Origin of the sequence: Paenibacillus sp. UNC496MF (assembly GCF_900113915.1) — a bacterium.
GTDB lineage: Bacteria > Bacillota > Bacilli > Paenibacillales > Paenibacillaceae > Paenibacillus_Z > Paenibacillus_Z artemisiicola.
On sequence record NZ_FORE01000007.1, the window covers coordinates 132626 to 156470 of the forward strand.

Annotated in this window: 23 protein-coding genes; 22 read left to right on the forward strand and 1 reads right to left on the reverse strand. The window is 50.4% G+C overall.

Annotated features, from left to right (window positions below):
• Positions 1-13: 13 nt before the first annotated feature.
• The 3 genes from BMZ79_RS12290 to BMZ79_RS34260 all read left to right on the forward strand — a co-directional run bounded on the left by BMZ79_RS12290 (position 14) and on the right by BMZ79_RS34260 (position 2439).
• Positions 14-859, forward strand: coding sequence for a glycosyltransferase family 2 protein (locus BMZ79_RS12290; protein WP_090640503.1), 846 nt, complete (start codon positions 14-16; stop codon positions 857-859).
• A complete protein-coding gene (locus BMZ79_RS12295) occupies positions 856-2088 on the forward strand; it encodes a glycosyltransferase family 4 protein (RefSeq protein ID WP_090640506.1) in 1233 nt (410 codons plus the stop codon). Before BMZ79_RS12290 ends, BMZ79_RS12295 begins: the two co-directional genes overlap by 4 nt.
• 210 nt (positions 2089-2298) lie before the next feature.
• The gene (locus BMZ79_RS34260) at positions 2299-2439 is read left to right on the forward strand and encodes a hypothetical protein (RefSeq protein WP_177222121.1); all 141 of its coding nucleotides are present in this window, start codon (positions 2299-2301) and stop codon (positions 2437-2439) included.
• 98 nt (positions 2440-2537) lie between these two features.
• On the opposite strand, the gene BMZ79_RS12305 is transcribed toward BMZ79_RS34260, so the two are convergent.
• On the reverse strand, positions 2538-2906 hold the full coding sequence (locus BMZ79_RS12305; RefSeq protein ID WP_090640511.1) for a helix-turn-helix domain-containing protein: 369 nt from the start codon (positions 2904-2906) through the stop codon (positions 2538-2540).
• 251 nt (positions 2907-3157) lie between these two features.
• On the opposite strand from BMZ79_RS12305, the gene BMZ79_RS12310 reads away from it, so the two are divergent.
• The 19 genes from BMZ79_RS12310 to BMZ79_RS12400 all read left to right on the forward strand — a co-directional run bounded on the left by BMZ79_RS12310 (position 3158) and on the right by BMZ79_RS12400 (position 23840).
• Entirely contained in the window at positions 3158-3916 is a 759-nt protein-coding gene (locus BMZ79_RS12310) for a tyrosine-protein phosphatase (RefSeq protein ID WP_143088944.1), read from the forward strand.
• A gap of 30 nt (positions 3917-3946) precedes the next feature.
• Entirely contained in the window at positions 3947-4696 is a 750-nt protein-coding gene (locus tag BMZ79_RS12315; protein WP_090640516.1) for a YveK family protein, read from the forward strand.
• Positions 4677-5366, forward strand: a complete 690-nt coding sequence (locus tag BMZ79_RS12320; RefSeq protein WP_090640518.1) for a CpsD/CapB family tyrosine-protein kinase — start codon at positions 4677-4679, stop codon at positions 5364-5366. The genes BMZ79_RS12315 and BMZ79_RS12320 overlap by 20 nt, the downstream gene beginning before the upstream one ends.
• Positions 5367-5647: 281 nt before the next feature.
• The gene (galU, locus tag BMZ79_RS12325; RefSeq protein ID WP_090640993.1) at positions 5648-6538 is read left to right on the forward strand and encodes a UTP--glucose-1-phosphate uridylyltransferase GalU; all 891 of its coding nucleotides are present in this window, start codon (positions 5648-5650) and stop codon (positions 6536-6538) included.
• Positions 6539-6556: 18 nt separating this feature from the next.
• On the forward strand, positions 6557-7255 hold the full coding sequence (locus BMZ79_RS12330) for a sugar transferase (RefSeq protein WP_090640521.1): 699 nt from the start codon (positions 6557-6559) through the stop codon (positions 7253-7255).
• A gap of 13 nt (positions 7256-7268) precedes the next feature.
• Positions 7269-8177 carry a glycosyltransferase family 2 protein gene (locus tag BMZ79_RS12335; RefSeq protein ID WP_090640524.1) on the forward strand — a complete coding sequence of 303 codons (909 nt, stop codon included), beginning with the start codon at positions 7269-7271 and terminating at the stop codon, positions 8175-8177.
• Between the two features lie 14 nt (positions 8178-8191).
• Positions 8192-9259 carry a glycosyltransferase family 4 protein gene (locus BMZ79_RS12340; RefSeq protein ID WP_090640526.1) on the forward strand — a complete coding sequence of 356 codons (1068 nt, stop codon included), beginning with the start codon at positions 8192-8194 and terminating at the stop codon, positions 9257-9259.
• Positions 9252-11615: a polysaccharide pyruvyl transferase family protein gene (locus tag BMZ79_RS12345; RefSeq protein ID WP_090640529.1), complete on the forward strand. Its 2364-nt coding sequence runs from the start codon at positions 9252-9254 to the stop codon at positions 11613-11615. The genes BMZ79_RS12340 and BMZ79_RS12345 overlap by 8 nt, the downstream gene beginning before the upstream one ends.
• Positions 11612-13030, forward strand: a complete 1419-nt coding sequence (locus tag BMZ79_RS12350; protein ID WP_090640532.1) for a hypothetical protein — start codon at positions 11612-11614, stop codon at positions 13028-13030. Before BMZ79_RS12345 ends, BMZ79_RS12350 begins: the two co-directional genes overlap by 4 nt.
• A gap of 10 nt (positions 13031-13040) precedes the next feature.
• Complete coding sequence (locus tag BMZ79_RS12355; RefSeq protein ID WP_177222122.1) at positions 13041-15188, forward strand: FAD-dependent oxidoreductase; 2148 nt, start codon at positions 13041-13043, stop codon at positions 15186-15188.
• Positions 15189-15201: 13 nt separating this feature from the next.
• On the forward strand, positions 15202-15954 hold the full coding sequence (locus BMZ79_RS12360) for a sugar phosphate nucleotidyltransferase (RefSeq protein WP_090640537.1): 753 nt from the start codon (positions 15202-15204) through the stop codon (positions 15952-15954).
• Between the two features lie 13 nt (positions 15955-15967).
• Positions 15968-17305, forward strand: a complete 1338-nt coding sequence (locus BMZ79_RS12365) for a UDP-glucose dehydrogenase family protein (protein ID WP_090640539.1) — start codon at positions 15968-15970, stop codon at positions 17303-17305.
• A 70-nt stretch (positions 17306-17375) separates the two neighbouring features.
• Entirely contained in the window at positions 17376-17927 is a 552-nt protein-coding gene (rfbC, locus tag BMZ79_RS12370; protein WP_090640542.1) for a dTDP-4-dehydrorhamnose 3,5-epimerase, read from the forward strand.
• 13 nt (positions 17928-17940) lie between these two features.
• Entirely contained in the window at positions 17941-18960 is a 1020-nt protein-coding gene (gene rfbB / locus BMZ79_RS12375; RefSeq protein ID WP_090640545.1) for a dTDP-glucose 4,6-dehydratase, read from the forward strand.
• Positions 18953-19819, forward strand: coding sequence for a dTDP-4-dehydrorhamnose reductase (gene rfbD, locus BMZ79_RS12380; RefSeq protein ID WP_090640548.1), 867 nt, complete (start codon positions 18953-18955; stop codon positions 19817-19819). Before rfbB ends, rfbD begins: the two co-directional genes overlap by 8 nt.
• Positions 19820-19844: 25 nt before the next feature.
• Positions 19845-21218 carry a sugar phosphate nucleotidyltransferase gene (locus tag BMZ79_RS12385; RefSeq protein ID WP_090640551.1) on the forward strand — a complete coding sequence of 458 codons (1374 nt, stop codon included), beginning with the start codon at positions 19845-19847 and terminating at the stop codon, positions 21216-21218.
• 18 nt (positions 21219-21236) lie between these two features.
• A complete protein-coding gene (locus tag BMZ79_RS12390) occupies positions 21237-22349 on the forward strand; it encodes a nucleotidyltransferase domain-containing protein (protein ID WP_090640554.1) in 1113 nt (370 codons plus the stop codon).
• A gap of 16 nt (positions 22350-22365) precedes the next feature.
• The gene (locus tag BMZ79_RS12395) at positions 22366-23328 is read left to right on the forward strand and encodes an LCP family glycopolymer transferase (RefSeq protein WP_090640556.1); all 963 of its coding nucleotides are present in this window, start codon (positions 22366-22368) and stop codon (positions 23326-23328) included.
• The gene (locus BMZ79_RS12400) at positions 23325-23840 is read left to right on the forward strand and encodes a VanZ family protein (RefSeq protein WP_090640559.1); all 516 of its coding nucleotides are present in this window, start codon (positions 23325-23327) and stop codon (positions 23838-23840) included. Before BMZ79_RS12395 ends, BMZ79_RS12400 begins: the two co-directional genes overlap by 4 nt.
• Positions 23841-23845: the final 5 nt, after the last annotated feature.

The window sequence follows — 23845 nt, forward strand, 5'->3', positions numbered from 1 at the left end:
GACGGCTCAAAAAATGGAAAAAATTCCGCTCTCCGTCATCATCATGACGAAGAACGAGGAGAAGAACATTCGGAAATGCCTGAACTCCGTATCGGCCTTCTCGCAAATCTTCGTCGTCGATTCGGGCAGCACCGACCGTACCGTCGAGATCGCGAGCGCGATGGACGCGACGGTCGTGCCGTTCGACTGGAACGGCAAATACCCGAAGAAGAAGCAATGGTGCCTGGACAATCTGCCCTTTGCGCATGATTACGTGCTGTACGTCGACGCCGACGAGGAAGTCGTGCCGGATTTCGAACGGGAAGTCCGGGGGCTGTTCGAGCGCGGCAACCTGAAGGACGGGTACTTCGTCGGCTTCTATATACTCTTCATGGACAAGCTGCTGAAGCATGGCCATCGGAGCTATAAGCTCGTGCTGTTCAACCGGCATAAAGGCCGGTTCCTCGACTACGACGACTTGAACGCGTCGAACATGTGGGAGGTCGAAGGCCATTACCAGCCGGAGATCCAAGGCAGCACGGCCGTCATCGGCTCTTGCTTGATTCACCACAACCACGATTCGCTCTACGATTATTTTCACAAGCACAACCGCTACTCCGATTGGGAAGCCATGGTCCGTTCGAACGGGGCGTACAGCAACCTGAAGGAATCGCAGATCTGGATCCGCGCGCTGCAGAAGAAGCTCTTTCATAAATTCCCGCTGAAGTGGGTCGTGTCGTTCCTGCATTCCTACGTGCTGAAGATGGGCTTCCTCGACGGCAGCCCGGGCTTCCATTATGCGCTGGCCCGCTCGCTCTATTATTGGCAGGTCGAGATCAAGATCAAAGAGCTCTATTATATGAAGGAACGTTCGGTATGAAGAAGCGGATCATATTCGTCATCAATTACTTCTATCCGGACTATGCCTCGACCGGACAGCTGTTGACGGAGCTATGCCTGGAGCTGCAGCAGCACTTCGACATTACGGTTATCGCCGTCCAGCCGGAGGCATACAAGGAGCAGGGCAAGCATAAGCTGTTCGATGTGGCGTACTACGAGCAGATCAAGGTCATACGCATCCGGACGCCGCGCGTGGACAAAACAAGCAAGCGAAGCCGGGCGACGTTCATTCTCTTCTACTTCTTCGCGGCGCTCTGCGCGCTGATGCGGGAGAAGAAGGCGGAGATCATCTATACGATCTCGTCCCCGCCGATATTGGGCGGATTAATCGGCGCGATCGGCAAGATCGTCCGGCGTACCAAGCATGTGTACAATATCCAGGACTTCAATCCGGAGCAAGCGGAAGCCATCAGCTACACGAAGCAGAAGTGGTTGTTTCGGCTGGCCAGGAAGGTCGATACGTGGAGCTGCCGTTGGGCCGACCATATCGTCACCGTGGGCAGAGACATGCAGCAGACGCTGTATAAGCGATTCGAGGGCGGGAAGGTGCCGCCGAACTCGGTCATCAACAATTGGACGGACGAGAAGGACATCGTGCCGCTCGCCAAGGACCACGCGGAGGTCGCGGCGTTCCTTGCGGACAACGGCCTGGAGAACAAGTTCATCGTCATGTATTCCGGCAACCTGGGGTTGTATTACGATCTGGAGAACATCATCCGGGTCACGGAGGCGTTCAAGGATCATCCGCGCATTGCCTTCGTCTTCGTCGGCGACGGCGCCGTGAAGCCGGCGATGATGGAATTCGTGGAGCAGCATGGCATCGGGAACGCGTACTTCCTGCCTTTCCAGGATAAAGCGAAGCTCAAATATTCGCTCAACGCGGCGGATGCCCATCTGGTCGTCAATCAGAAAGGCATTAAAGGCGTTTCCGTGCCGAGCAAGATCTATGGCGTCATGGCAACCGGCAAGCCGATTCTCGGCATGCTCGAGCAGGGCAGCGAAGCATCGAACCTGATCCGAGACGCCGGCTGCGGCTTGATCATGGAGCCGAACCAATACGAAGAACTGAAGCGGGCCATCGAACGGCTATATATCATGAACGAAGACGGGCGCGGGCAGATGGGGGCGAGCGGCCGGCTTTATCTGGAGAAGCACTTGGCCAAGGAGCAATCGCTGCGGAAGTACAAACTGCTGCTTGAAAGTATTTAATGTACTGAAAAGAAGCACCATCCGACAAAATAACAAAAAACATGTGACTTTCGGGGCAGAGGGTTCGACACCATTTTTGGATAGGGATGGATATAATGGGAGGAGATAAATGTTAGACAAGTATGAGCACGTATAGAGATGGTAAAGGGAGAGGTTCCAGTGGCACAATTGGTAATGAGAAATCGTCTGTGGAGGAGTAGGAGCCAGGGGATGACGATGAAGCGCGATCATGCGAATGAGGGAAGTACGGCTACGCCGGCCGTACAAGTGGACGTTCTTGAAATTCTCGAGCAGCTCGGAATCGATCGTGCGAACTGGCCGGATGACCTGCCGCCTTTAACCCAAAAATAATCAGGCATACATAACGATACCCCATTAACAAAAACCATAGCTGGCCGATAGGGCCGGGCTATGGTTTTATGTTTTGACTCGTATTTATTTCATGTGTTTTATTTCATGTTTCGTTCGGCTCGAACGAACGCGATAAACCGGCGTGCTTCTTCGGAGGATAGTTTTACACCGTCTATCGTCAAATCAAATTTTTTGAGAATCTCTTCCTCGGACAGCTCAAGCTGATCCACGAACTGCTTGATCGGCTCGTCCAGCGTGACATGCGGCACGTTGGTGCGGCCAACCAAGTAGTCGACGGACACATGGAACAAATCGGCGAACTTCGACAACGTCTCCGTGTCCGGTTCGCGACGATTTTTCTCGTAGTGGGACAGCGCGGCGCGCGAAATGCCGAGCAGCGCGGCCGTCTGTTCCTGAGTCCATCCTCGGTCTTCCCTCAGTTTGAAAATGATGTTTCCAATGTTCATATTTCTCCTCCTAACTAGCTATAACTCCATATTATAACGAAACGCTTACAAATGCATGCATAGTTACGAAACGTCGCAATGGAGCGATTTTAACGAAAAAAGTGTTGACATGTTACGTTCTGTATCGTAAAGTAAGAACTGTCAAACGATACATATTGTATCTATTTGTAGCTTTAGCATGACCCAACGGCAGCCATTCTAAACGTGCTTTTTAGGCAGTGCATGACAAATTTTTTTTGAAGGTGGCCAGCATGATCGAGATCCACTCCCATATTCTACCCGGGATAGATGACGGAGCCCAGAGCAAGGAAGAATCGCTGGAGATGGCCTTTCAAGCCGTCGAGCAAGGCATCACCGACATTATCGCTACGCCGCATCACGGAGACGGAACGTTCGAGACCCCTCCGAATATCGTCAGACGCCATGTGGAAGCACTGAACGAATGGTACAACCGGAACGAGGTTCCCGTCAAGGTCCACGCGGGCCAGGAGATCCGGGTGCATGCGGAGCTGATGGACGACTGGGAGCGCGAACAGCTGCTGACGTTGGCCGGCAGCCGCTATATCCTGATCGAGCTGCCCTCGAGTCACGTCCCGTCCTACATGAACGACCTGATCCACGAGCTGCGCGTCAGGGGCTTGGTGCCCGTCATCGCGCATCCGGAGCGCAACAAGGAAATCGCATCATCGCCTGGCATCCTCGGAACTTGGATTGAGCATGGCGCGCTGTGCCAAGTCACCTCGCATTCGCTGACCGGTTATTTCGGCCGGAAGGTCCAGCGCCTGTCGCTGCAGCTTTGCAGGGATAGAATGATACATTTTGTTTCATCAGATGCCCACCATTATCAGCAGCGAGCGTTTGCCCTGCAAGCTGCGATTCGTAGCATCGAGCGGTCGCTCGGCTGGGAAATCGTCGACCGGTTCCGTGAAAACGGCGAACGTCTGCTGCGCAACGAAGCGATCGAAGCCGGGGCGCCGAACAGGGCGAGGCGCAAGCGGTTCTTTTGGTAATTTCTTATTCCATTAACGGAGGTTGCTTACGTGGAACTAAAACGATATATGATGATTCTTCGCAAAAAAATGTGGCTCATCAGCGCGATCGTAGTCGTCATATGCGCGCTGACCGGGGTTAAGAGCTTCTTTTATACGGATTCGGTTTACAAGGCTTCCGCCAAACTGATTGTCAGCCAATCGTTCAACGTGGAAGGCACGCAAATGCTCGATTGGACGAATATTCAGAGCAACATCATGCTGATCAGCTCCTACAAGGAAATTATTAACTCCTCGGCCATCCTGGATAAGGTCGTGAGCAAATACCCGGACTTGAAGATTACTCCGAACGAACTGGGCGCTCAGTTGACCGTTAGCGCGGCTAGCGATTCGCAGGTCATGAACATCGACGCGACGGACACCTCTTATCCGCGCGCGGTCAAGATCGTCAATGCGGTCTCGGAAGTGTTCAAGAACGAAATTCCTTCCATCATGAAGATCGACAACGTCACGATTCTCTCCAAGGCCAACCTCAAAGACGAAGCGGGACCGATCAACACAAGCCCAATTATTACCGTTATTCTGAGCTTCATTGTATCGCTGTTCCTCGGTATAGGCATCGTGTTCTTGCTGGATTACCTGGACGACACGATCAAGACGGAAGACGATGTGCTCGGTACGCTGGATCTCCCGATGCTGACGTACATCTCGAAGATCAACAAGTCGGATCTGTCGCCGCGCAGAATGCGTGCCAAAAACAAACAGGTAGGAGAGGGCGCATATGCCACAGTCGAGCACTAACCATAACTTGATTACGATGGAGAATCCGAAGTCCCCGATCTCCGAAGCGTATCGTTCCTTACGGACGAACATTCAATTCTCCGCCATCGACCAGAACATGAAGGTGCTGATGGTCGCATCCGCCAAGTCGGGCGAGGGCAAGACCACGACCGTCACGAATCTCGCCATTACGTATGCCCAGGAAGGCAAGAGCGTCCTGCTCATCGACGCCGACCTCCGCAAGCCTTCGCTGCATCAGGTGTTTCAATTGACCAACCGCACCGGGTTGACAAGCGCGCTGATGAACCAACACGCGCTCCCCGAGCTTATTCGGAGCACGAGCGTCGATAACTTATCCGTCATTACGTCCGGACCGATTCCGCCGAACCCTTCGGAGATTCTCGGGTCTCAGCGCATGCTGTCGCTGCTCGAAGAGTTCAAGGGGATGTACGATGTCATCCTCTTCGATACGCCGCCGGTGCTGGCCGTGACGGACAGTTCAATCGTCTCCTCGTTCTGCGACGGCGTCATTCTAGTCGTCTTGGCCGGCAAAGTCAAGAAGGACCTCGTGAAGAAGGCCAAAGCAAGCCTGGATCACGTTAAGGCCAAGATATTGGGCGTCGTGCTGAATAACAACACCCGCTCGAAGTCGGGCGAACATTATTACTACTATTACGGAACAAGGGAATAGCGGCAGGCAACGAGCATTACAGGCGTAGGAGTTCAGGTAATGTCTACTGTACCTTTATCACCGTAGGCACTCGGTCATGCTGTGGGCTACCCAGCCTTAGACGTTCATCGTCGAGGGTGTGACGTGAGGCGGGGTTGAATGCCCCTTGATTTACCACTTTGCCATCTAAAAAGGCGAGCTATGCTTTCGATGCGAATGGAAGGCATAGCTCATTTTTTTAGCAGCTTGTTCAGGCATAGCCAAAGTAGAGAAAAGAAGACTATAGGATAGGGTGAGCGATGATGAAGAAAGTCAGAAAAGCGATTATTCCCGCAGCCGGGCTAGGTACGAGGTTCTTGCCGGCTACCAAAGCCATGCCGAAAGAAATGCTTCCGATCGTAGACAAGCCGACGATCCAATACATCGTAGAGGAAGCCGTACAGTCGGGCATCGAGGACATCATCATCGTCACGGGCAAAGGAAAGCGCGCCATCGAGGATCACTTCGATATTGCGTTCGAGCTGGAAACCAACCTTCAGGAGAAGGGCAAGCTCGAGCTGCTCGGAGAGGTGCGCAAATCCTCCAACGTCGACATTCACTACATACGCCAGAAGGAACCAAAGGGGCTTGGACACGCGGTTTGGTGCGCGCGGAAATTCATCGGCGACGAGCCGTTCGCAGTGCTGCTGGGCGACGATATCATCATGAGCGAGGTACCGTGCACCAAGCAGCTGATGAATCAATATGAGATGCTCGAGCGCTCCGTTATCGGCGTACAGACGGTATCCATTGAACAAACCGAACGATACGGCATCGTGGATCCGCTCATTGCCGACGGCCAGCTCTATCAGGTAAACCGGTTCGTCGAGAAGCCGAAGCTCGGCCAGGCACCTTCGAATCTAGCGATCATGGGTCGTTATATCCTCACTCCTGAAATTTTTGAGTTTCTTGAGAAACAGGAAGCAGGAGCAGGCGGCGAAATTCAATTGACGGACGCCATACAGAAGCTAAATGAAATTCAAGGTGTATATGCCTTTAATTTTGAAGGAAAGAGATATGACGTCGGAGAGAAATTAGGGTTCATTACGACAATGCTTGATTTTGCGTTGCTGAATCAGGAATTACGTCATCCGCTGCTTATGGCATTAGAAGACATAATCGAAAATGAACGGTTGAAAAAGTATAACCAATAATAGGGGAGCGGTTAAGAGATGAGTTTATCGACGCAGCGCAACGAAGGCGACGCACTGTTGGAAGGAAACTTTTATACATCGACTCATTTGATGGAAAGAAAGCGGAATATAAGATTTTATTTAATGACCAAACGGGCTATTGATATTATTGGGGCTGCAGTTGGGCTTGTGTTATTGTCGCCGCTGTTTTTTATTGTGGCTATCTTGATTAAGATGGAAGATCCAAAAGGCCCGGTTTTCTTTCAGCAAACACGCGTTGGAAAACATCAACGTGCGTTCCGCATGTATAAGTTCCGTTCTATGGTATCGAATGCCGAAGAGCTGTTGAAGGACCTCCTGGCGAAGAACGAAATTCAAGGCGCGATGTTCAAGATGAAGGACGATCCTCGAATTACGAGGATTGGCAAATTCATTCGCAGAACAAGCATCGACGAACTGCCGCAGCTGTGGAATGTCATTCGCGGAGACATGAGCCTCGTTGGCCCGCGCCCGCCGCTCCCACGAGAAGTTGAGGAATACACAACATACGATAAGCGTCGGCTTCTTGTACAACCTGGTTGCACTGGACTTTGGCAGGTGAGTGGACGCAACAATTTAGGTTTCAGTGAAATGGTAGAACTTGATATTACATATATTCGGGAACGGACTCTTTTCTATGATTTTAAAATTATATTGAAAACAATAAGAGTACTCTTTGGAGCTAAGGATGCATTTTAAGGGGGGAAATTCAATGATCTCCGTGTTGATACCAACTTATAATGCCGGGAAAGACATTTTCGATCTTATTCAAATGTTATATCGACAGAATCGTAATGAATCCGAACTGGAAATAATTATTGTTGATTCTTCTTCTAGAGATAATTCATTACATACCGTACGATCACACTTTCCTGAAGTGAAAATAATTATTATTGATAACAGAACTTTCGATCACGGTGGAACAAGAAATAAACTCGCTTCTTACGCAAGAGGCGAGTTCTTGTTGTTCATGACCCAAGATGCAATTCCTAAGGATGAGTTCTTATTGGAGGAACTTGTCCGTCCATTTCAAGATAAGAAAGTTGCTGTAAGCTTCGCTAGACAGATACCGAAAGAAGATGCTTCTGTACTCGAAAGGTTCGCCAGGGGATTTAATTATCCTGCACACAGTCGGCTAAAGACAAAAGAAAGCATCAAGGAGCTTGGTATCAAGACGTTTTTTAATTCTAATGTATGTTCCATGTACCGTGCGGAAACCTTCGTCAAATTAGGCGGATTTCCTGAAAACATAATTTTAAATGAAGATATGGTGTTTGCATCGAAAGCAATCCTTAATGGTTATGCGGTATCGTATACAGCATCGGCCGTAGTGTTCCATTCCCATAATTATTCTTTAAAGCAGCAATTTAAAAGATATTTTGACATTGGAATGGCTTTTCATCAAACAAGTTATTTACTTCAATATGCTTCCAATGAAAAAGAAGGCTTTCGCATGGTGTTTAATCAAATCAAATTTTTAGCCGGCGAGAGTAAGTACTTTATCATTCCAAGGGCTGTCTCCGAAGTTGTTTGTAAATATGTCGGTTACAACTTAGGGAAAAAGCATACTATTTTACCACTGAAACTAAAGAGAAAATATTCTGCGTACATGAAAACATAAAAGGCGGGATAGGAATGGGAGCCTTCCATATTAATTCTTTGTTTTTATCAGATCAGCCAACGGGGTTAGGCGTCTATACACGGGAGATATTAAAACGTTCCATTGAATTTGTTAATCTCAATCAGTTCAATGTCTTATTAACCAAAAACCAAACAATTGAATTGATGGGAATTGAACGAAAAAAAGAAATAACCCCTCATATTGCCCTTAATCCACTGATCCGTCCCATGTACTTAAATCGTATTTCTACCGAGTTCATGTACTCGCTGACCCATCATGGCCGTACAAGCAAGAGAGGAAGACAAATAATTACGATTCACGATTTAATTCCGTTAAAATTTCCCAAACAATATAAAAGTCAATATTATTACTACAAATACATATTACCTAAAACAATTGCTGCCAGCGATCTCATTATAACTATTTCTGAACATACGAAAAAAGATATCATAGAACAATTTAACGTCAGAGAAGAAAAAATAAAAGTCATCTATAATGGTTATGAGCATATAGTAAACGAGAATGACGTTGTAGAAGAAAGTACTTCCGGAAAACCTTATTTATTAATGGTTGGTGCTACATATGCGCACAAAAATATTCATACTGTACTACAAGCTTATGCAAAGATAAAAGATAAGACTGAACTGAATGCGATTATTGTAGGTAAATCTTCAGAGTACTTTGACGAAATCAAAAAATTATCTAGTGATCTGGGGATTGAGAATCGTGTGCAATTCCTAGGATATGTAAGCAATAAAGAATTAAGCGACTTATATAGAAATGCACGGATCTTTATATATCCGTCTTTATATGAAGGTTTCGGCTTGCCAATATTAGAGGCAATGCACTACGGAACTCCGACCATCGCAGCCAATGCATCGGTTATTCCGGAAATTGCCGCTGATGCAACGGTGTATATAGACCCTTTAAATACTGAGGATATCGCTGATGCTATACTATTGTTAAATCATGACTCCGCGTTGCGAGAAAAGATGATTAGAATCGGCAAGGAGAACGTTAAGCGGTTTACTTGGGATAACGCGGCGGCTGATATAAAGGAGCTGCTTCAATCCTATGTTTAACAAAGCTATTTTAAGAAAAAGCAGTCCTTTCTTTGACCAAATCATAATAGCTGCATTTAATTTTTTACTACTGTTTTGCTCTTCGTTTCTGTTGAATACAAAAGAGTTCGTGTTGCTTAGTAATTTTATTCTGTTCAACATGTTGTTATTAAATATTTTAAATGCCGGAATTCTCCAGCCCTTCATGCATAAGAGTAGAACAACGAAAGATGACTGGCTGGTTTTTTCAATTATAGCATCTGTTTTATTATGTTTCCTTTTTTCCGGTTTCGTTTTCTTGCTTAAAGAGCATTATGGTTTTTCATCGAAGCAAATCGCGATATTAGCTACGCTAAATCTATTTTCTTCCTTATTTGAATTATTTAGGCGCCGCAATATGCTTTTACAGAAGTGGTACTCGAATATAGTAGCTGGAGTAACATTGGTTACCTTAACCGCAATGATTTCGTTTTTTACGGGAATTCATCGCTTCGAGGGCATTATTGAAGGTGTGACGCTTAGTTATATTATTGTTGTAGTTTTACTTGTTATTCAAAATAGCAAAGTAGGAGTTCCCTTAAAGATTGCTCTGAACAAAGAACATGTTCGGAGCTTTTTTACATTTGGATGGTGGCTGCTGGGAAGTGCCATCGGCTTTTGGTTTGTAAGCGGAGGCTACTTACTTTGGTTAAGCCATATCATTCATGATTCTCAAACCATAGCAGAACTTCGTATTACGCAGAACTTAATGAGCGGAATTGTTATTTTGCTTACGGTCGTTGATAATCTTCAAATGACTGGATCGCGTAATTTCGTCTTACAGAAACGAATGATATTCTTAGGAACTCCAGTTGTAATCGTTGCATATGGAACAGCGATGTCTTTATTTTTTTACGCAAGCTATGATCAGCTGCGTTCTTCATGGAATCTTATATTTCTATGGACAGCCGTATACATATGCTTAGCGATAATTCGGATAATGACAGGGTACTTAAAAAGCCAAGGAAAGGCCAGACCATCTTTTTATTCTCAAGTAGGAGTTGTACTTCTTTTTATTCTAATTACCGAATTAGCTTCAATAACTCAACAAGGATTGAATCCATTCATTATTGTGGTTTATTGGCTAGTTTCGTATTTAATAATATCCGCTATAACTATGACGGTTGTTTTTAGACTTACTCGAGCAAACCGGCTCTACCAGGAGGAGAACATGTCCAAGAAGGAAGTAACATTTTTTGGTTCGGTTGGCTATAACATCGGTGATGAGGCAATTGCGATTATTTCAGCTAAATATCTTAAAAAATTGAACAATCAATTAAATATTCGGATTGGTACGATCACCGAAGGCGCAGTCAAAAATAGATATGATGGCATCGATGAATTCGTAATCGACCGTACTTCGGTATCGGGATGGCGCAACATCATAGATGCGATAAAACGTTCGGATATTGTCGTTCTAGGCGGAGGGACAATGATTCAAGATAAGTTAGGAATATCATTAACCCGTGGAATGATACCCTATATGCTGCAAATTACGATGATTGCGAAGTACTTTAAGAAAACAGTGATCACTTTGCCTATTGGCGTGGATGAATTGCATACTCGTTTTGGAAAGTTTTTGGGACGCCAACTTATCAAAAGAATTGATTCTCTAAATGTGCGGGATGAAAAATCTAAGCAATTAGTCAATGCGTATTGTCCTGCTAATAAGAACGAAGTCAATGTTATTGCGGATCCGGCATTTTTGATTGATGAAGTCATGCACGACGAGATGATTAATGACGAATACATCAACCGCATTGTTGAGAAACCATTCATTGCCCTCAGTTTGGTCAATGAAAATATTATTGATCAAGAGAAGACCAATCTGTTTGTCAAATTAATGAAGGAAGTAGTGAGTAATACCGACTTTAATATATTGCTTGTTCCGATGGATAGAAGAATGTCGGAAGAACTGTCGTTATTTGAATCGATTAGGCAAGAATTGATTGAAGATACAGATCGGATAACGATACTTAATCCTGATTTAAACTCTATCCAAATATCTTACGTACTTAGACAAGCAAAATTATTAATTGGTATGAGATTACATGCGATGATTTTTTCAGTTGGCCATATTCCAATTATCGGCATTAGCAGAACAACAAAGACGGATACATTTCTAAAACAGTTCGGGCTAGAGGGCATGAGGATCGACGAGTTTCAAAGTTGGGATTATAAGAAGATTGCTAAGCAGATCGAATCGATCGCGAGTATCGACTCAAATGTTAGTGATCAATATCAAGTTAAATCAAAATTGGTTGAGACCTTAAAATTAGGTATGAATACAATAGCGGCTAGGCTTGGAAATGAACGACTAAAGGAGTCGGCCTTATGACGGTTCTACTACTAACGGCTTTACTGCTAATTACATTTATTTTTTTGATTATGACGATTTTTAGGCACGGAAGACAACAATTATTCAAACCCATTGTTGTAACTGGAATCGTATTTAGTATCTTTTATATTTTCGATATGTTCTTTACTTTATGGGATGCAAGCCGATCGAAATCTTTCTTATTATCCAGTCGGATGTTTATTTATGAGGAAAAGTCATTAGTGTTAACCGGACTTTTTATCGTAGTTTGCATATGGGCGTGGACCATAGGAGATCATTTTGCTGGTCGAATACTAACCAAGAAAAATAAAAGCGTCTTAGCAGAAGAAGTAAACGTAGGTTTCTACTCGATCGTCAATAAAAAGCACCACGTAGTGGTTTTAGGATTAATAGCACTATTAATAACGGGCAGTATTTTTTCCGTGTTTAATAGCTTTATTAATTCTTTGGGAGGATTCGAATGGTACAGTAACAATATTTCTGCAAGATCCTTGATTTTCCAAAATGCGTCCGTATTGTATTCCGGTTTGCAAATCATATCCGTATTTTCTTCCATCGTGTGTGCAATGTTATACATCCACTGCTTTAAAATCAAGTTTTCTTGGTCTGTATTCCTAATCGGAACAATGCTGTTTCTTGCTATCATTGCTATAGGGCTTCTAACCGGCGCTAGAGCAAATGTTATCAAAAGTTTATTTATCGTAGGTTTTGTTTGGAGCATGTATGGATCCAAATTAAAATTAAACTTTAAAGCCGTGATTGTAATCATCTCGATTGCGATACTTTCAATATTCTATTCTCAGTCCACAAGGAATCTTGAGAGTGATCAATCGTATATCAGTTCGGTTTTTAATACCGAGGAAGTTTCGCAGGCTAACAACTTATATTTGTTAATTCAATACAATCCGCATTTACATTTAGACGGCGGTTCCATTATTAATGGAGCGCTGGCAGCAGTCCCGCGAAGCGTTATGGGTATAATCGGCTTAGACAAAGAAAAAGGTGCGAATGCTGTATTCACTCAAACATTTTGGCCAACACGATGGACGGATTCAAAGTCGGAGGTCGCGTTAGGGGTAATTGGTGAAATCGTGCTGAATTTCGGGTTTTGGATTACTCCATTTATTCTTTTAATCATTGCGGGACTATACAATTTATTATTCGTGTTTTTTGCGAAAGCCAAGCTATTCCAGCCCTGGCTCCAATTGCTTCAAGTTGGTTTATTATGGTCGATCTTTCAATTGCTTCGTGGTGACATCTTTAATACAATAAACAATTTTGCTTTATTCGTAATTCCGGTGTTATCTCTCGCCGGTATTTCGTCTTTAATGTCTTACTACAGCACGAGTGCGTCCAGTAAGAATAATCTTAACCAGCTTAAAAAAATAAATGTACATCCTGTTTTTATCAAATAGGAGCCTTGATATGAAAGCCAATTTTAAACGAATTGCTTTTTTCTTCTTTCTCATCGCCGGCATTTTAATCAGTACTAATAGTAATATTTCTTACGGACTTAAATCAAAAACAGAATATTACGATCTTGCAGTAGTCGGTTGCCATTCTTCAGGTTTTGCCGCAGGCGTTACGGCAGCAAGACATGGATTAAGAGTCGCGCTTATTTGTAAAGAAAAGATTGCAGGCGGAATGTTGACGGCCGGTCAAATCGGGTTCGTTGATGGTTCGCCTCTTTTTAGTTGGTATGAGCTGCCGGGTTCAGAATTAAACAATTTAAATGGCGAAATCATGAAAGACAGATCATCATGGAGTTTGACCGGGGGGATTTGGAAAGAATTTAGAGAGCGATTAGCAGCGAAAAACCTAGAACTAACGGAACGATTTGAGCCAAGCCAGGCAATAAAAGTAGTTAACCGAATGATCTCTGAAGAGAAGAAGCTGAAAGTCTTCTATGAGAGCTATCCTACTGCGGTCAACAAAAAGACCGATCATGATGGAAATACTACGATAAGTTCGATCCAGGTTGGTGGAAAGTGGGAAGGGAAAATAGTAGCATCCTACTGGATTGATGGCAGTGACACGGGAGAGTTAATTAGTCTTGCCAAATTGCCTTACCACATGGGGAATGAAGCTGGAGGCGGGGGTCTTGGTGATCAAGCGGTTATGGACTACTCCTATCGTTGGACTGCTGTCGAGAACAGCAGCGGTTACTATCCAACGACTCCCCCCAAGTACTACGAAGTCAATGTAAAAGATTATCAAGCGGCAGCAAAAGAACGGTGGAATCCCTACAAGCAGGCTATGGGTATAACGGACGATCAAAATTATGAGGTTCATCCGCTTCGATTGTTCAACAATCAAGGTAGATTAACGGGCAGCAGCAAAGACAACGTCGGCAATCCTGTTAATCATGCCTCCCCCGGCGGGATCCCCGATAAATCGCCAGTTCAAAAGTGGGATGTCAATGGCGGGATGAATTCTGCAGGGAGTCTTGCTATTGCTAAGATGCTGCGAACGAACGCTGAGGTTGTTGAAGTATTCAGAAGAAACAATATTGCATTCCCATATGGTCAAGTGATTGATCATAAATGGACGAATATTAGTTTTATTCAAGACACTGTTCTATTGAATAGTAAGGACAAAGATATGCTGGTATCGGAAATACAAAGCGCGGTAAAATTCCGAGCGCTGGGGTTTTTGTGGTTTATTAGAAGCGGGGATTTAGAACGAGCCTTAAAGAGTTTTCCGGGAGGTAAGAACATAAAGGTCAGATCTGATTGGAGCATAAGCATTGAAAACAAGAATCAACCAGACGGAATGCCCGAATTAATGTATCAGCGCGAGGGTCGAAGAATTGTTAGTGAGTACTTCGAAACTATATATGATCTGTGTCCCACTTATGATAAAGATGTGTTAACGGATCGAGTTTGTCATTCTGATCCGCTCCAATTAAAAGATTCCATCGCCATCTCGGATTATCCCATGGATATACACGGCACTAACGGGCTTCCTCCAAAATCGTTCGTTCTTCCGAAGCCGCATCAATTATCATTTCGCACAACCATACCTGTAAAGACTAGCGGATTATTAGTTGGGAGTGCCTTGGGTGTTGATCGGGAAGCGTTCGGCTCTTTTCGAACCGAACCATTTCGACTTGCTGTAGGAGGAGCGCTGGGGGAAGCGGTTGTGCTTGCCATGGAATCGAAAACGCTGAATTTTAGCAAAATTAATATTACCCAATTGCAGTTAAGGCTTGCGGAAAACGCTCAAGATTCTATCTACTATCCGTATCGAGATTGGAACCAGCAAGAAAAAGCCTGGACAAATGCTGGCACGGCAAAGGCAATTCAAAAGTTACTTATAGTTGGTTGGATCTCTATGAATGATCTAACCGGTGATTTAAACCCTAACAACGCTCTGACCGGCACGAGAGGCAAAAAGCTTGCATTATTGCTAAAGAAGCATCAAGATGCACCAAGCCAACTGCCCTGGTATCAATTTGGAGGCGACCTAAGGAAAACAACTTTAAGTCAGTTTGGTTCGAATTCAAAATCAAACGAAACCGCAAAAGTCTCGGATGCTTATTTATGGTTAGAGAAAAAGATAAAATTAAAATAAGGGAGATGGAGACATGAGAGGAATCATTCTAGCAGGCGGTACGGGATCAAGGCTTTATCCGTTAACGAAGGTGACGAACAAGCACTTGTTGCCGGTCGGGCAGTACCCAATGATCTACCACGCGATTCACAAACTCATAGCAGCCGACATTAACGACATCCTCATTGTCACGGGACGTGACCATATGGGCGATGTCGTTAATTTATTAGGAAGCGGATATGAATTCGGCGCTTCCTTTTCCTACAAGGTGCAGGATCAGGCCGGCGGGATTGCGCAGGCGCTAGGATTGGCGCAAAGTTTCATTAAGGACGAACCGATGGTCGTCATTCTCGGCGATAATATCTTCTCGGATGATCTTACTCCATATATCGAAAACTTCAAGCGCCAGGGAACTGGCGCTAAAATATTGCTTCAAGAGGTCCATGACCCGGAGCGCTACGGCGTCGCGGAGCTGAACGGCCCGCTGATCGTCGGCATCGAAGAGAAGCCGAAGGCACCGAAGAGCGCGTACGCGGTAACAGGCATTTATATGTACGACGCCTCCGTCTTCGACATCATTCGGACGCTGAAGCCTTCCGGGCGCGGCGAGCTGGAGATCACCGACGTGAACAACGCGTATATCGCGCGCGGTACGTTGACGTACGATATCCTCTCCGGCTGGTGGACGGATGCGGGGACGCATGAATCGTGGGCGTATGCGAACGAATTGGTTCGGCATAATGAGTTTGATTTAAGCTTCGGGAAATTGGCGGCTGCAGTAAAGTAAAAGGGGAAGTCAATTGAACATTGCCGTCTTTGGAGCCGGTACAACCGGATTAGCATCAGGCGTGTGTTATGCGGAACTTAACCATTCAGTAATTTGCATGGATGTCAAAAAAGAACACACCGGAGGTTATTTGCGAGGCGAAGTTGTGATCTACGAACCGGGCCTCCAGGAGCTAGTCGTCCGCAACATGAATGCCGGGCGCTTGTCCTTCACGACGGATATCGACCTGGCGGTCCGGCAATCGGAGATCATTGTTCTGGCGGTCGGGACGCCTTCCTTGCCGAACGGCGAGGCCAACCTGGCGTACATCGAGCAGGCGACGCGGGACATCGCGCTTGCAATGAACGGGCCGAAGACGATCATGACGAAGAGCACGGTTCCGGTCGGCACCAACCATAAGCTGCAGACGCTGCTCGCGTCGCTGACAGACCATCCGTTCGATGTCGTGTCCGTGCCGGAATTTCTTCGCGAAGGCTCGGCGGTCCGGGATACGTTCAACCCCGACCGGATCGTGATCGGCGCGGATCGGCCGGAAGCGGCGGAGGCGATCGTCGCCCTCCATCGGCCGCTCACGACCAATATCGTGCAGACGGATATCCGCAGCGCCGAGATGATCAAGTACGCGTCCAACGCCTTTCTCGCGACGAAGATCTCGTTCATCAACGAGATCGCCAACATCTGCGAGAAGGTCGGCGCGGACGTAACCAAGGTCGCCGAAGGCATGGGACACGATCACCGGATCGGGCATTCGTTCCTTCGGGCCGGCATCGGCTACGGCGGCTCCTGCTTCCCGAAGGATACGCAGGCGCTCATTCAAATCGCGGGCAACGTGGATTACGAGTTCAAGCTGTTGAAGTCCGTCGTGGACGTGAACCAAGACCAACGCTTCAGCATCATCCACAAGCTGCAGCACATTTTCGGCGAGCTGCAAGGCCGGACCGTTGCCGTCTGGGGGCTTGCCTTCAAGCCGAACACGGACGACGTCCGCGACGCGCCGGCGCTCGACATCATCCAAGCGCTGATCGCGCAAGGGGCGAATGTCCGGGCTTGCGACCCCATCGCGCTGCCGAACTTCCGGGCGCGCTGCGATCATGAGCGGATCGCCTGGTGCGCGGACGCGCTGGAAGCCGCATGCGATGCCGATGCGATCTGCCTGCTCACGGAGTGGCCGGAATTCGGCGGCTTCGACCTCGCCCGGCTGAAGCAGGTGATGAGGCGCCCGGTGCTGATCGACGGCCGCAACGTGTACAGTGCCGAGCAGGTGGAAGCGTCCGGCTTCATCTACAGCTCGATCGGCCGGCCGGCCCTGAACCGCGGCTTGGACGCACCCGCGCCGCTGCCGCTCGCTTAAACCGAATACTGGATCCGCGAACGCGCCGCTTCAATCGAAGCGGCGCGTTCGCTTATAAAGGAGTGCCATCATGAACATTATTCAGACCAAATTGGAAGGCGTCCTGATCGTCGAGACGGACGTGTTCGGCGACCATCGGGGCTTCTTCACCGAGTGCTACTGCAAGCCGAAGTTCGAAGCCGCAGGCATCGCGCATGATTTCGTGCAAGACAATCATTCGTATTCCGCGGAAGCCGGTACCTTGCGCGGGCTTCACTACCAGCTGGCGCCGTACGCGCAGACGAAGCTGGTTCGCGCCATCGCCGGGGCCATCTACGACGTGGCCGTCGATATCCGGAAGGGCTCCGCGACGTACGGCAAGTGGGTCGGCGTCATTCTGAGCGAGAGCAACAAGCGGCAGCTGCTCGTGCCGAAGGGCTTCGCCCATGGCTTCTGCACGCTGACCCCGCATACGCAGGTCATGTACAAGGTCGATCAGATCTACTCGAAGGATCATGACCGCGGCATTCTGTGGTCGGATCCGTCGCTTGCGATCGATTGGCCGGCGACGAAGGTCGTCCTGTCCGACAAAGATAAAACGCATCCGCCGCTGAGCGATGCGGACAACAATTTCAGGGTATAGGAGAAGGATTCAGATGAAACTACTGGTTACCGGCGGGGCGGGCTTCATCGGCAGCAATTTCATTCGCTATATGATGGACTGCTATCCGCATTACACGATCGTGAATTATGACCTGCTGACGTACGCAGGCAATTTGGAAAACCTGGCATCGGTCGCGGGAAGCGATCGCTACGCGTTCGTCAAAGGCGATATCGGCGACGCGCAGCTCGTCGGCGAGACGATCCGGGAGCATGGCATCGACGCGATCATCAACTTTGCGGCCGAGTCGCATGTCGACCGCAGCATCGCGGAGCCGGACGTCTTCATCAAGACGAACGTGCTCGGCACGCAGGTGCTTCTCGATGCCGCCCGGAAGCACGGCGTCGCCAAATACGTGCAAATTTCCACGGACGAGGTGTACGGCTCGCTCGGCGAGACGGGGTACTTCACGGAGTCGACGCCGCTGGCGCCGAACAGTCCGTATTCCGCCAGCAAGGCGGCCGGCGATCTGCTGGTACGCGCTTACTACGAGACGTACGGGATGAACGTGAACATTACGCGCTGCTCCAACAATTACGGGCCGTACCATTTCCCGGAGAAGCTCATTCCGCTCATGGTGACGAACGCGCTCGAAGATAAGCCCTTGCCGGTGTACGGCGACGGTCTGAACGTCCGCGATTGGCTGCACGTCATGGATCACGCGTCCGCCATCGACCTGGTGCTCCATGAAGGCAAACCGGGCGAAGCGTACAACATCGGCGGCCATAACGAGCGGCGCAACATCGACATCGTCAAGCTCGTGCTGAGCCTGCTCGACAAGCCGGAGACGCTGATCCGCTTCGTGGAGGACCGCAAGGGGCATGACCGCCGCTACGCGATCGATCCGGCGAAGCTGACGTCGGAGCTGGGCTGGAAGCCGAAGTATACGTTCGAGACCGGCATTCGCGAGACGGTGCAATGGTACCTGGACAATCCGGGCTGGTGGCAGCGGATCAAGAGCGGGGAATACGCCGCTTACTACGAGAAGCAATACAGCGTGATGCACCATGGCTAAGCTCACGGTCGTCGTGACGGGGGCCCAGGGACAGCTGGGCCGGGACATGGCGGAGCTGCTGCAGGCCCAAGGCCACGACGTGCACGGCTTTGGGCGGCAGGAGCTGGACATTACCGATCCGGCTCAAGCCGAGGCGAGGCTGGCGGCCATCCGGCCGGATGCTATCGTCCATGCAGCCGCGTATACGAAGGTGGATCAAGCGGAGACGGACCGGGAGGAAGCGCGGCGGGTCAACGGGGAGGGCGCGCGCATCCTGGCGGTCGTCGCCGAGCGGATCGGCGCCAAGCTGGTCTACGTCAGCACGGACTACGTGTTCAACGGTCAGGGGACGCATCCCTACGAGGAGCAGGAGCCGACCGATCCGATCAACGAGTACGGCCGGTCGAAGCTGGCCGGCGAAGAAGCCGTGAAGCAGCATTGCTCGCGGTTTTTTGTCGTGCGCACGTCATGGGTGTACGGCGCGCACGGGCAAAATTTCGTGAAGACGATGCTGAAGCTCGCCGAGGACCGGTCCGAGCTCGGCGTCGTCAATGACCAGTTCGGCTGCCCGACGTTTACGAAGGATTTGGCCGCCGTCATCGCGGAGCTGGTGCAGACGGAGAAGTACGGCGTCTATCACGTGTCCAATTCCGGCAGCTGCTCCTGGCATGAATTCGCGGTCGCGATCTTCGAACTGGCCGGGAAGACGCACGTCAAGGTCAATCCGATCTCGTCGAGCGAGTTTCCCCGTCCCGCGAAACGTCCGGCCTATTCGGTGTTCGCGCACAAGGCGCTCGCGGACAACGGCTTTGGCCCGATGCGGCATTGGAAAGAAGCGCTCGCCGACTATTTCGCGGAACGCCGCGTCGGCGTCAATTGATTAGAGAAGGCATGGAGGGGCACAAATGAGACTCGTACTATTATCCGGGGGTTCCGGAAAGCGGCTGTGGCCGTTGTCCAACGACTCCCGCTCGAAGCAATTTCTGAAGGTGCTCGAAGATCCGGACGGCGGCACGGAATCCATGGTGCAGCGGGTATGGCGGCAGATCGATTCCGTCGGCCTGGCGGACCGGACGTTCATCGCCACCAGCAAGCCGCAGGTGGAGGTGCTGCAGAGCCAGCTCGGCTCGAACGTGCCGCTGATCGTGGAGCCCGAGCGCCGGGACACGTTCCCGGCGATCGCGCTCGCCGCGACCTATTTCTATTCGATTCAAGGCGCCGGGCTGCAGGAGACGATCGCCGTCCTGCCGGTCGACCCTTTCGTCGAGGCGGCATTCTTCCGGCAGGTCGAGCAGCTCGACCGCGCCTTGGACGATTCCGGCGCCGACCTGGCGCTGATCGGCGTGAAGCCGACCTACCCGTCGACGAAATACGGCTATATCATTCCGAACGTCAAGACGGTCGATTATGAATCCGGCGACTGCGTGCAGGTCGCGCGGTTCCAAGAGAAGCCCAGCGAAGAAGCGGCCGCCGCGATGATCGAGCAAGCGGCGCTTTGGAACTGCGGGGTGTTCGGGTTCAAGCTCGACTTCATGATCAACCTGCTGCTGGCGATGAACCTGCCGATTCAGTACGACGAGATGCTGAAGCAGTACGCCAAGCTGCCGAAGATCAGCTTCGATTATCAGGTCGTGGAGCGGGCGTCCAAAATCGTCGTGACGCCGTACGACGGCGAATGGCGCGATCTCGGCACGTGGAACACGCTGACCGAGGAGATGAGCAGCCGCATTCTGGGCAAAGGCAGCATGACCTCCGATTCGGTCAATACGCACGTCATCAACGAGCTGGACATTCCGGTTGCGGTAATCGGTTTGTCCAACGTGGTCGTGGCGAGCAGCCCCGACGGCATTCTCGTGAGCGAGAAAGCGGCTAGTCCCCGGATCAAGGAGGTGCTGGGCGACTCCGCCAGCCGTCCGATGTACGAGGAACGCCGCTGGGGACACTACCGCGTCGTCGATTACGTCAAGTACCCGGACGGCAGCGAAGTGCTGACGAAGCGGATCTGCGTCACCGCCGGACGGAATTTGAGCTACCAGTACCACCAGAAGCGCAGCGAGGTATGGACGATCGTGCAGGGTACCGGGGAAATCGTCCTGAACGAGACCGTTCGGGTCGTTCGCGCCGGCGACGTGGTCATTGTGCCGCAGGGAAGCCGCCATACCATCCGGGCAATCACGGATGTGGAGATCATCGAGGTGCAGACGGGCACGGAGCTCGTGGAAGAGGACATCATCCGGCTCAGCCTGAGCTGGGACGAAATTGAAGCGAAGTGCTACTAGAAGGGGGGAGACGCCGTGATGCTCATTGATTTTCTCCAGAACATGTACGATGAATCGGACATGACCTGCAGCGAGCCGGAAGGGCTGTGGGAGGAAATCGAGTACTACAGCGTCGCTCCTCAGGTGTATCATCTTCTTCGCGCCCGGGGCGGGCTGGACGGCCTGCAGGAGGAACTCCGGGCGAAGCTGAAGGAGGCGGCCGACGCCGTACTCTTCCATAACATGTTCGTCCGGAGCGAGATGAACAAGCTGCTTGCGCTGTTCGAGCGCGAGGGCATCGCGGTCATCCCGCTGAAAGGCACGATTTTCGCCGAACGGTATTTCGGTCACTTCGCCGCGCGCGGCACGTCGGATATCGACTTGCTGATCGCGCCGGCGGAATTGGCGAAAGCTTCCGGTCTGCTGCGCGGGATGGGCTATGAGCAGCAAGGGGCGGCGGACAAAACGCATTTCCATGTGCTGTTCAATAAGACGTTCCCTACGGGCAACTTCGGCTTCATCGGCGTGGAGCTGCACTGGGGGGTGCTGCGGACGCATGTATCGAGCACGGACATCGACCAGCTGTGGAGGGATTCCGCGCCATACGGCGTCTATCAACATGTACGCGAGCTGCGGCCAGAGGCCGTATTCTACCATATCTGTCTGCATGGCTACCATCATCAGCTGTTAGGCTTCAAATATATCCTGGACGTCGCGCACCTGCTCTTCGCGATCGGGGGGCAGATCGATTATGACGAGCTGTTTGCCCAAGCGAAGCGGGACGGCAACCTGGCCAAGGTCAGGATCGTCCTCACGCACGTCTATGGTCTCTTTCCCGCGCTTGAACACCTGAAACCGCTTCCGAAGCGAAAGCGGTGGCCCTTCTGGGGCATGGGGCTTGTTCGGGATGCGGTCGTCGGCGCCAAGGGCTGGCGGTATTACGCGTTCCGGATCGCCGCGTCCTTCGTCACGTTCGACAGCTGGAAGCAGAGCGTCTCGGACATCCGCTACAGCTGGTTCCCGACGAAGGAGTTCGCGCAATACGAGGAGCTCCAGCTTCGGGAGAGCGATTCCACCTTCAAGCTGTACCTGAAGCTGTACGCCAAGCGCTTCCAGCGCATTCGCAATTCCCAGCAGCCCAAAGCGAAATAATAAGGAGTCTTGTACCATGAAGAAAAAGATGAAGCGCGTCTTCATTTGGTCGGGATCCGCCGTCGCGCTCATTCTGATCGCGGCCGGTGCTTTTACCTGGTATACCTACCACTCCGTCAAGTCGACGGCAGCTAAAATGTACGAAGATCTGGGTCCGGTCAAGCCGGTTTACGTCAGCAAGGACACCGAAGTCAAGAAGCCGGCCGAGCCGGTGAAGATGAAGCAGCTGGATCCGTTCACGGTCCTCGTGCTCGGCGTCGACCAGCGCGCGGGCGATCGGGGCCGCTCCGACACGATGATCGTCCTAAGCGTCAATCCGGAGAAGCACAACATGCTGATGTTCAACATTCCGCGCGATACCCGCACGGACATTATCGGACACCATACGGTCGATAAAATCAATCACGCGTACGCCTTCGGCGGCGTGCAGATGTCGATGGCGACCGTGGAAAATTTCCTCGATTATCCGATCGACTATTACGTTAAAGTGAACATGGAAGGTTTCGCCCGCCTGATCGATCTGATCGGGGGCGTTGAAGTCGATAATCCGTTCGCCTTCGATTACGAGGGCTATTCGTTCAAGCAAGGCCACCTCGCGCTGAATGGCGCCGAAGCGTTGAAGTATTCCCGGATGCGGTACGACGATCCGCGCGGCGATTTCGGACGCAATTCCCGGCAGCGGGATATTTTGCAGGAAATCATGAACAATGCCGCCAGCGTCAACAACGTCGTCCACCTGCAGTCGATGCTGAGCGAGCTCGGGGACAGCGTCAAGACGGACGTGACGTTCGGCGAGATGAAGACGTTCGCCGCCGATTACCGGCCTCAGATCAAGAGCATCGAGACGGTGGAGATCAAGGGCACGGGCAAGATCATCGACGGCATCTGGTATTACCTCGTGGACGAGAAGGAGCGCGCGCGAATCCATAACGAGCTGAAGGCCCACATGAGCAAGCAGACGCAGCTGGCGTCCAAATGAGCGCCGCGGCATGGGTGAGGATCGCCCGGCTTGCGCTCCTGGGCTGGGTCGCGCTCATCTTCGTCTTCTCCTCGCAAACCTATCAAGAACAGAGCATCCAACCGAAGCTGCACCACAGTCTGTCGGAGTCCCGCGCCAAGGCGCTGCTGCCCGACATGACGTTCCGTTATCACGACGCCGAGTACGTCGCGCACCAGGATCCGTACGGCGTGCTGGAGTTTCTGTTCCGCAAGGGCGCGCATCTGTTCGTGTACGCCGTGCTCGCCTGCCTTGGAGCCGTCGCGTTCCGAGCCGGCCGCCGCCTGTCGAGGCGGTGGCCGATTCCCTTGTTGCTCGTGCTGCTGGTCGCTTCGCTGGACGAAATCAACCAGCGGCGCATCCCCGGCCGGACGTCGAATCCGGAGGACGTGCTCGTCGATCTGGCGGGAGCCGCCGCCGGCCTGCTCCTCTGGCTGATCTGGCTGCTCGTCTCCCGGCTGCGGCATAAACGCTTCTCTCCCGTCATAAAGTGAAGGAG

Excerpts from the sequence above, each read along its gene's own strand:
- BMZ79_RS12290 (WP_090640503.1), top strand. The coding sequence starts at position 14 with ATGGAAAAAATTCCGCTCTCCGTCATCATCATGACGAAGAACGAGGAG.
- BMZ79_RS12295 (WP_090640506.1), top strand. The coding sequence starts at position 856 with ATGAAGAAGCGGATCATATTCGTCATCAATTACTTCTATCCGGACTAT.
- BMZ79_RS34260 (WP_177222121.1), top strand. The coding sequence starts at position 2,299 with ATGACGATGAAGCGCGATCATGCGAATGAGGGAAGTACGGCTACGCCG.
- BMZ79_RS12305 (WP_090640511.1), bottom strand. The coding sequence starts at position 2,906 with ATGAACATTGGAAACATCATTTTCAAACTGAGGGAAGACCGAGGATGG.
- BMZ79_RS12310 (WP_143088944.1), top strand. The coding sequence starts at position 3,158 with ATGATCGAGATCCACTCCCATATTCTACCCGGGATAGATGACGGAGCC.
- BMZ79_RS12320 (WP_090640518.1), top strand. The coding sequence starts at position 4,677 with ATGCCACAGTCGAGCACTAACCATAACTTGATTACGATGGAGAATCCG.
- galU (WP_090640993.1), top strand. The coding sequence starts at position 5,648 with ATGAAGAAAGTCAGAAAAGCGATTATTCCCGCAGCCGGGCTAGGTACG.
- BMZ79_RS12330 (WP_090640521.1), top strand. The coding sequence starts at position 6,557 with ATGAGTTTATCGACGCAGCGCAACGAAGGCGACGCACTGTTGGAAGGA.
- BMZ79_RS12335 (WP_090640524.1), top strand. The coding sequence starts at position 7,269 with ATGATCTCCGTGTTGATACCAACTTATAATGCCGGGAAAGACATTTTC.
- BMZ79_RS12340 (WP_090640526.1), top strand. The coding sequence starts at position 8,192 with ATGGGAGCCTTCCATATTAATTCTTTGTTTTTATCAGATCAGCCAACG.
- BMZ79_RS12345 (WP_090640529.1), top strand. The coding sequence starts at position 9,252 with ATGTTTAACAAAGCTATTTTAAGAAAAAGCAGTCCTTTCTTTGACCAA.
- BMZ79_RS12350 (WP_090640532.1), top strand. The coding sequence starts at position 11,612 with ATGACGGTTCTACTACTAACGGCTTTACTGCTAATTACATTTATTTTT.
- BMZ79_RS12355 (WP_177222122.1), top strand. The coding sequence starts at position 13,041 with ATGAAAGCCAATTTTAAACGAATTGCTTTTTTCTTCTTTCTCATCGCC.
- BMZ79_RS12360 (WP_090640537.1), top strand. The coding sequence starts at position 15,202 with ATGAGAGGAATCATTCTAGCAGGCGGTACGGGATCAAGGCTTTATCCG.
- rfbC (WP_090640542.1), top strand. The coding sequence starts at position 17,376 with ATGAACATTATTCAGACCAAATTGGAAGGCGTCCTGATCGTCGAGACG.
- rfbB (WP_090640545.1), top strand. The coding sequence starts at position 17,941 with ATGAAACTACTGGTTACCGGCGGGGCGGGCTTCATCGGCAGCAATTTC.
- rfbD (WP_090640548.1), top strand. The coding sequence starts at position 18,953 with ATGGCTAAGCTCACGGTCGTCGTGACGGGGGCCCAGGGACAGCTGGGC.
- BMZ79_RS12385 (WP_090640551.1), top strand. The coding sequence starts at position 19,845 with ATGAGACTCGTACTATTATCCGGGGGTTCCGGAAAGCGGCTGTGGCCG.
- BMZ79_RS12390 (WP_090640554.1), top strand. The coding sequence starts at position 21,237 with ATGCTCATTGATTTTCTCCAGAACATGTACGATGAATCGGACATGACC.
- BMZ79_RS12395 (WP_090640556.1), top strand. The coding sequence starts at position 22,366 with ATGAAGAAAAAGATGAAGCGCGTCTTCATTTGGTCGGGATCCGCCGTC.
- BMZ79_RS12400 (WP_090640559.1), top strand. The coding sequence starts at position 23,325 with ATGAGCGCCGCGGCATGGGTGAGGATCGCCCGGCTTGCGCTCCTGGGC.